The organism is Acidovorax sp. HMWF029, from assembly GCF_003060895.1.
Lineage (GTDB): Bacteria > Pseudomonadota > Gammaproteobacteria > Burkholderiales > Burkholderiaceae_C > Acidovorax.
Window position 1 is genome coordinate 8,592 of the sequence record NZ_QAIH01000198.1, and the last position, 4,972, is coordinate 13,563.

Consider the following 4,972-nt stretch of genomic DNA (forward strand, 5'->3'; position numbering starts at 1 on the left):
TTGCTATATATTTGATAGCTGTTTGCGCTTTATGGATGCGCGGTGAGGCCTTTTTTTCTTTAAAAACCTGCGCCTTTGCGACCTGCTACTGGTACAGCTTGCCTTCGCCCAGCGCGTGCAGCGCCTGCTGCAGATTGGCACGCGCCTGCACCTCATAGCGCTGCGCAAAGTACGCTGTGCCGTAGATGTGCGGGCGGTCCAGAAACCCCTGCAACACCGCGCTGCGCCCCGCCACATAACGCGGCCAGCGCACAAAGAAGTATTCGCGCCGCACATTGCGCTCGAACTGGCGGTATACCGCGTCGCTCTGGCCGAGGATGGCCAGGTCGATGTCTACCACCCACAAGGCGTCGCCCGTGAGCGGGCCGGGGGTGTGGCGGGTGTCCATCACGTGCTGGTGTACGGCCTCGGCCAGTGTGGTGGGAAGCCCTTGGCTTAGCAGGAACTTTCGCGCCCAGTCTGCGCTGCGCTCTTCGTTGTGCCCGCTCCACGGCCAGTAGATGGCGTCGTGGTACCACAGCGCGATGGCTACGGCATGGGGGTCATGGAGCGCGCCGGGGTGCTGGGCTTGCACCGCCAGCAGGTGCTGCAGGCAGGCCCGTAGGTGGGTGCTGTCGTGGTAGGCGCGGGGCCAGCGGGCCCAGCTGCGCACCAGGCGCTTGCCCTCGGCGCGCCAGGCTGGCGTGTCGCGCCCCAGCACTTGGCCCAGGACCTGCCAGTGCGCCAGCAATTCGGCGCTGTGAACGGGCTGGCGGCGCCAGGGCATGGGGATGTGTCGGACGGGTTCGCGTTCGATCTACCGGAACCGTCCGGGCTGAGCTAGTCGAAGCCTTGCGCGGCGCTTCGACACGCTCAGCGTGAACGGTTCTGTATTTCCGGACGCATCTTGATATCAGGCGACGCGGCCGAGCAGCAGATATTCCATGAGCGCCTTCTGCACATGCATCCGGTTCTCTGCTTCATCCCACACCACCGATTGCGGCCCGTCGATCACATCCGCCTCGACCTCTTCGCCCCGGTGCGCGGGCAGGCAATGCATGAACAGGGCATCGGATTGGGCGGCGGCCATCATCTCGGTGTCCACACACCAGTCGGCAAAAGCCTTTTTGCGTGCTTCGTTCTCGGCCTCGTAGCCCATGCTGGTCCACACGTCGGTGGTGACCAGGTCGGCGCCCCGGCAGGCTTCCATGGGGTTGCTAAAGAATTGATAGCTGTCCGCGCTGATTCCGTGCGCGCCAGCGGCCAATTTCTCGTCCACTTCATAGCCGCGTGGGGTGCTCACATGCACTTTGAAGCCCAGCAGCGATGCCGCCTGCAGCCAGGTGTTGGCCATGTTGTTGCCGTCGCCCACCCAGGCCACTGTCTTGCCTTGGATCGAACCCCGGTGCTCGATGTAGGTGAAGATGTCGGCCAGGATCTGGCAGGGGTGGTACTCGTTGGTCAGACCGTTGATGACGGGCACGCGCGAGTTGGCGGCAAAACGCTCGATCTTGGCCTGCTCGTAGGTGCGGATCATCACCAGGTCGGTCATGCGGCTGATGACCTTGGCGCTGTCTTCAATCGGCTCGGCGCGGCCCAGCTGGCTGTCGCCGGTGGTCAGGTGCACCACGCTGCCGCCCAGCTGGTACATGCCTGCTTCAAAGCTCACGCGCGTGCGGGTGCTGGCCTTCTCGAAGATCATGGCCAGCGTGCGGTCCACCAGCGGGTGGTGCTTTTCGTAGGCCTTGAACTTCTTCTTGATGAGCGCGGCGCGCTCGAACAGGTAGGTGTATTCGTCGGCGTTGAGGTCGGTGAACTGCAGGTAGTGTTTCAGCGTCGTCATGACAATCTTGCTTTGCTTCATTCAGCCAGGATGGCTTTGACCAGCGGGGTCAGTTTGGCGACGATCTCGTCGGCCTCGGCAGTGGTGAGGATCAGCGGAGGCACCAGGCGGATCACGCTGTCGGCCGTGACCGACAGCAAGAGGCCGGCTTCGGCCGCGCGGCCGATCAGTGCGCCGCAGGGCTTGTTCAGTTCGATGCCGAGCATCAGCCCCTGGCCCCGGATTTCCTTCACACCCGGCAGGCTGCCCAGCTCACGCTGCAAGGCAGCCCGCAGGTGGTCGCCTACCGTGGTGGCATTTTGCAGCAGACCGTCTTCTTCCATGATGCGGATGGTTTCAACCCCCGCGCGCATGGCCAGCGGGTTGCCACCAAAGGTGGTGCCATGGTTGCCGGGCTGCAGCACGTTGGCGGCCTTGGGGCCTGCCACCACCGCGCCAATCGGCACGCCCGAGCCCAGGCCCTTTGCCAGGGGCATCACATCGGGCACGATGCCCGCCCACTGGTGGGCAAACCACTTGCCGGTGCGACCCATGCCGCACTGCACTTCGTCAATCATCATGAGCCAGCCGCGCTCGTCGCACAGCTTGCGCAGCTGCTGCAGGTATTCAACCCGCATGGCGTTGATGCCGCCTTCGCCTTGGATGGTCTCGAAGAACACGGCCACCACGTTGGGGTTGCCTTCGGTGGCTTGCTTGATGGCCTCGATGTCGTTGAGTGGCACGCGCACAAAGCCCTCGACCAGCGGACCAAAGCCGCTGTGGATCTTGGGGTTGCCGGTGGCCGACATGGTAGCGATGGACCGGCCATGGAAGGCCTTTTCATACACCACGATCTCGGGCTTGGCGATGCCCTTGTCCACGCCAAACTTGCGGGCGATTTTGAGCGCTGCCTCGTTGGCCTCCAGGCCCGAGTTGCAGAAGAACACGTTGGTCATGCCCGACAGTTCCACCAGCTTGGTGGCCAGTTGCTCTTGCAGGGGCGAGTGGTAGTAGTTGGAGGTGTGGATCAGCTTGGTGATCTGGTCTTGCAGCGCAGGCACCAGCTTGGCGTGGTTGTGGCCCAGCGTGTTCACGGCGATGCCACCCAGGCCATCGAGGTATTCCTTGCCGTTGACGTCCCAGACGCGGCTGCCTTGCCCACGGGCCAGCGCGATGGGTACGCGGCCATAGGTGTTCATCACGTGGGGCGAAGCTGCTTCGATGAAAGCGGTCATGCGGGAATCTCCAGACGGTACGGTGGCAAAAATCGAAGCACGATTCTAGGGGGAGCACGGTGATCGTCTGTTGACGATTGCGCATTACTGCAATGCCACTCGCTACCCGACTTTTGCCCACTTGCTGGAGCCCGGCATAGGGATTAGAGGGGTAGCTCTTATATAAGAGTTAGAATGTCGCGTTGCGGTGCAGCATGCAGTGATCCTGTGTCTGGCGCGCTCACTACCACTCCAATCCCCGATGGTTTCCCCCTCCTCCAAAGAAGTCTTCATTCAGGGCATCACCCATGACGGGAAAACCTTTCGGCCCAGCGACTGGGCCGAGCGGCTGGCCGGGGTGATGAGCAGCTTTCGCCCTGGTGGAGCCCGGCCTGGCAGCCACCTGAGCTATTCGCCCTGGTGCATTCCTACCACGCTCAATGGCATCAAGTGTGTGGTGGTCCACCGCGACTTGCAGGGACACGAACCCATGGCCTGGGATTTCGTCATCAATTTCGCGCGCGACAACAACCTGCAGGTGGCCGAGGCCTGCCTGCTGCCCGACCCGCCCGCCAAAGGCTGAGAAAGGGTCAGGCGCCGAGCTGGGGCACATCGCCCGCCTGGTCGGTGCGCAGCAACTGGTCGGCCTGCAGCCGGTTCCCCCAGGCTTTTTCCACAAACGGATCCGTCACCCCGTAGTGCCCATGCTTCACACGCATGAGCAGGTTGGCTGAGGTCATCATGCCGATGATGCCCTGCACTTCCTGGGCCGTGACCTCGCGGCCGATTTGCGCGGCATAGGCCTTGAGCGCTTCACCGGTAAACACGCCCTTCACGTCGCCGCCAATGCTGCAGATGCGTGAGAACACGGCCTCGGCCAGCGGGCCCATGGCCTCCACCTTTTGCAGTTCCACATCTGCCGCCGCTGCCCCCAGGGATTGGGCAATGGTGGGCAGGTGTTCGTCGGGCAGGGCGTCCGACGGCAGGCTGCGCAGCACGTTGAGTGCCTTCATCAGCTCCTCGGGTCGGCTGCCCATGCTGCGAAAGGCGGTTTCGGTGACGTTGGCCGAGGGCAGCATGCTGCCCAGCTGGGGGCGGACCTGCGCCAGCACGTAGTCGATGAAATCCCGCCCCAGCACGGGAAATTCCTTGGTCACTGCGCCGTTGAAGGCCTGGTTGCCTTTGAGTGTGAGTTCCTGCACGCGCGCACGGTGCGAGCCGGTGCCGATGAAAAGAAAATGGCCTGGTGTGTCCGGGCGGGTGTTGATGGCGTCGCGCGCAGCCTTCAGTGCGTGCAGCAGGTGGTCGCCATCGGCGCTGCCCAGAGCGTGCTGCACCTCGTCCACGATGAGCACCACATCCGTTTTGACCTGGTCGATCAGCTCCTGGAATGCCTGGGCCAGGCTCACGCCGTCGTCCTTGCCCACATCCGCGAGCTTGAAGCCGAACTTGAAGCCCGCTGCGCCCGCTTCGAGGTTGGTGACTTCCTTGAGCCGCTTCAGGATGCCCGAGCCGGGCATCTGCAGCTCTTTGAGTGTCCTGCGGATGGCCTCGTGCACCAGATCGGCCGGGTTGGCCTGCGGCTGGCTCCAGAGGTCTACATAGACCACGATTGCGCCCAGCGCCTCCAGGGCAGGAATGAGGTCGGTGGCCAGGAAGGTGGTCTTGCCCACACGCCGCTGGCCCGACAGGAACAGGCCGGAGCGCAGTGAGGTGTCCAGGAATGAGGGCCTGAGCAGCTGCTGGGCCATCTGTTCGGCGAGGGCGGTGCGGCGGAAGGTCATGGTTTATTGGATTTTATGAAATTCCAATAATTATGATCATTCAATAATTTAGGGTAAAGCGTGCTGTGCAAAGCCCAGAAACGAAAAAACCGCCCGAAGGCGGTTTGTCCGTTTTTTGCTGGCAGCGCACCCGTTACAAACGGCGAACGGCGGGGCCGTCCGGGCTGTTTGCC

The 4,972-nt window shown here is 62.9% G+C and carries 5 protein-coding genes; 1 reads left to right on the top strand and 4 read right to left on the bottom strand.

Annotation, left to right across the window (positions count from 1 at the left end):
* Positions 1-85 precede the first annotated feature (85 nt).
* From DBR12_RS13850 to DBR12_RS13860, 3 genes are all read right to left on the bottom strand, one after another.
* A complete protein-coding gene (locus tag DBR12_RS13850; RefSeq protein ID WP_108617791.1) occupies positions 86-766 on the bottom strand; it encodes a hypothetical protein in 681 nt (226 codons plus the stop codon).
* 126 nt (positions 767-892) lie between these two features.
* A complete protein-coding gene (argF, locus tag DBR12_RS13855) occupies positions 893-1,822 on the bottom strand; it encodes an ornithine carbamoyltransferase (protein ID WP_233244502.1) in 930 nt (309 codons plus the stop codon).
* Positions 1,823-1,839: 17 nt separating this feature from the next.
* Complete coding sequence (locus DBR12_RS13860; RefSeq protein WP_108617793.1) at positions 1,840-3,036, bottom strand: aspartate aminotransferase family protein; 1,197 nt, start codon at positions 3,034-3,036, stop codon at positions 1,840-1,842.
* A 241-nt stretch (positions 3,037-3,277) separates the two neighbouring features.
* Here DBR12_RS13860 and DBR12_RS13865 point away from each other — a divergent pair, with 241 nt between their 5' ends.
* Positions 3,278-3,598 carry a DUF3579 domain-containing protein gene (locus DBR12_RS13865; RefSeq protein ID WP_108617794.1) on the top strand — a complete coding sequence of 107 codons (321 nt, stop codon included), beginning with the start codon at positions 3,278-3,280 and terminating at the stop codon, positions 3,596-3,598.
* A gap of 7 nt (positions 3,599-3,605) precedes the next feature.
* On the opposite strand, the gene DBR12_RS13870 is transcribed toward DBR12_RS13865, so the two are convergent.
* Positions 3,606-4,799, bottom strand: a complete 1,194-nt coding sequence (locus DBR12_RS13870) for an AAA family ATPase (protein ID WP_108617795.1) — start codon at positions 4,797-4,799, stop codon at positions 3,606-3,608.
* Positions 4,800-4,972: the final 173 nt, after the last annotated feature.

Excerpts from the sequence above, each read along its gene's own strand:
- DBR12_RS13850 (WP_108617791.1), bottom strand. The coding sequence starts at position 766 with ATGCCCTGGCGCCGCCAGCCCGTTCACAGCGCCGAATTGCTGGCGCAC.
- argF (WP_233244502.1), bottom strand. The coding sequence starts at position 1,822 with ATGACGACGCTGAAACACTACCTGCAGTTCACCGACCTCAACGCCGAC.
- DBR12_RS13860 (WP_108617793.1), bottom strand. The coding sequence starts at position 3,036 with ATGACCGCTTTCATCGAAGCAGCTTCGCCCCACGTGATGAACACCTAT.
- DBR12_RS13865 (WP_108617794.1), top strand. The coding sequence starts at position 3,278 with ATGGTTTCCCCCTCCTCCAAAGAAGTCTTCATTCAGGGCATCACCCAT.
- DBR12_RS13870 (WP_108617795.1), bottom strand. The coding sequence starts at position 4,799 with ATGACCTTCCGCCGCACCGCCCTCGCCGAACAGATGGCCCAGCAGCTG.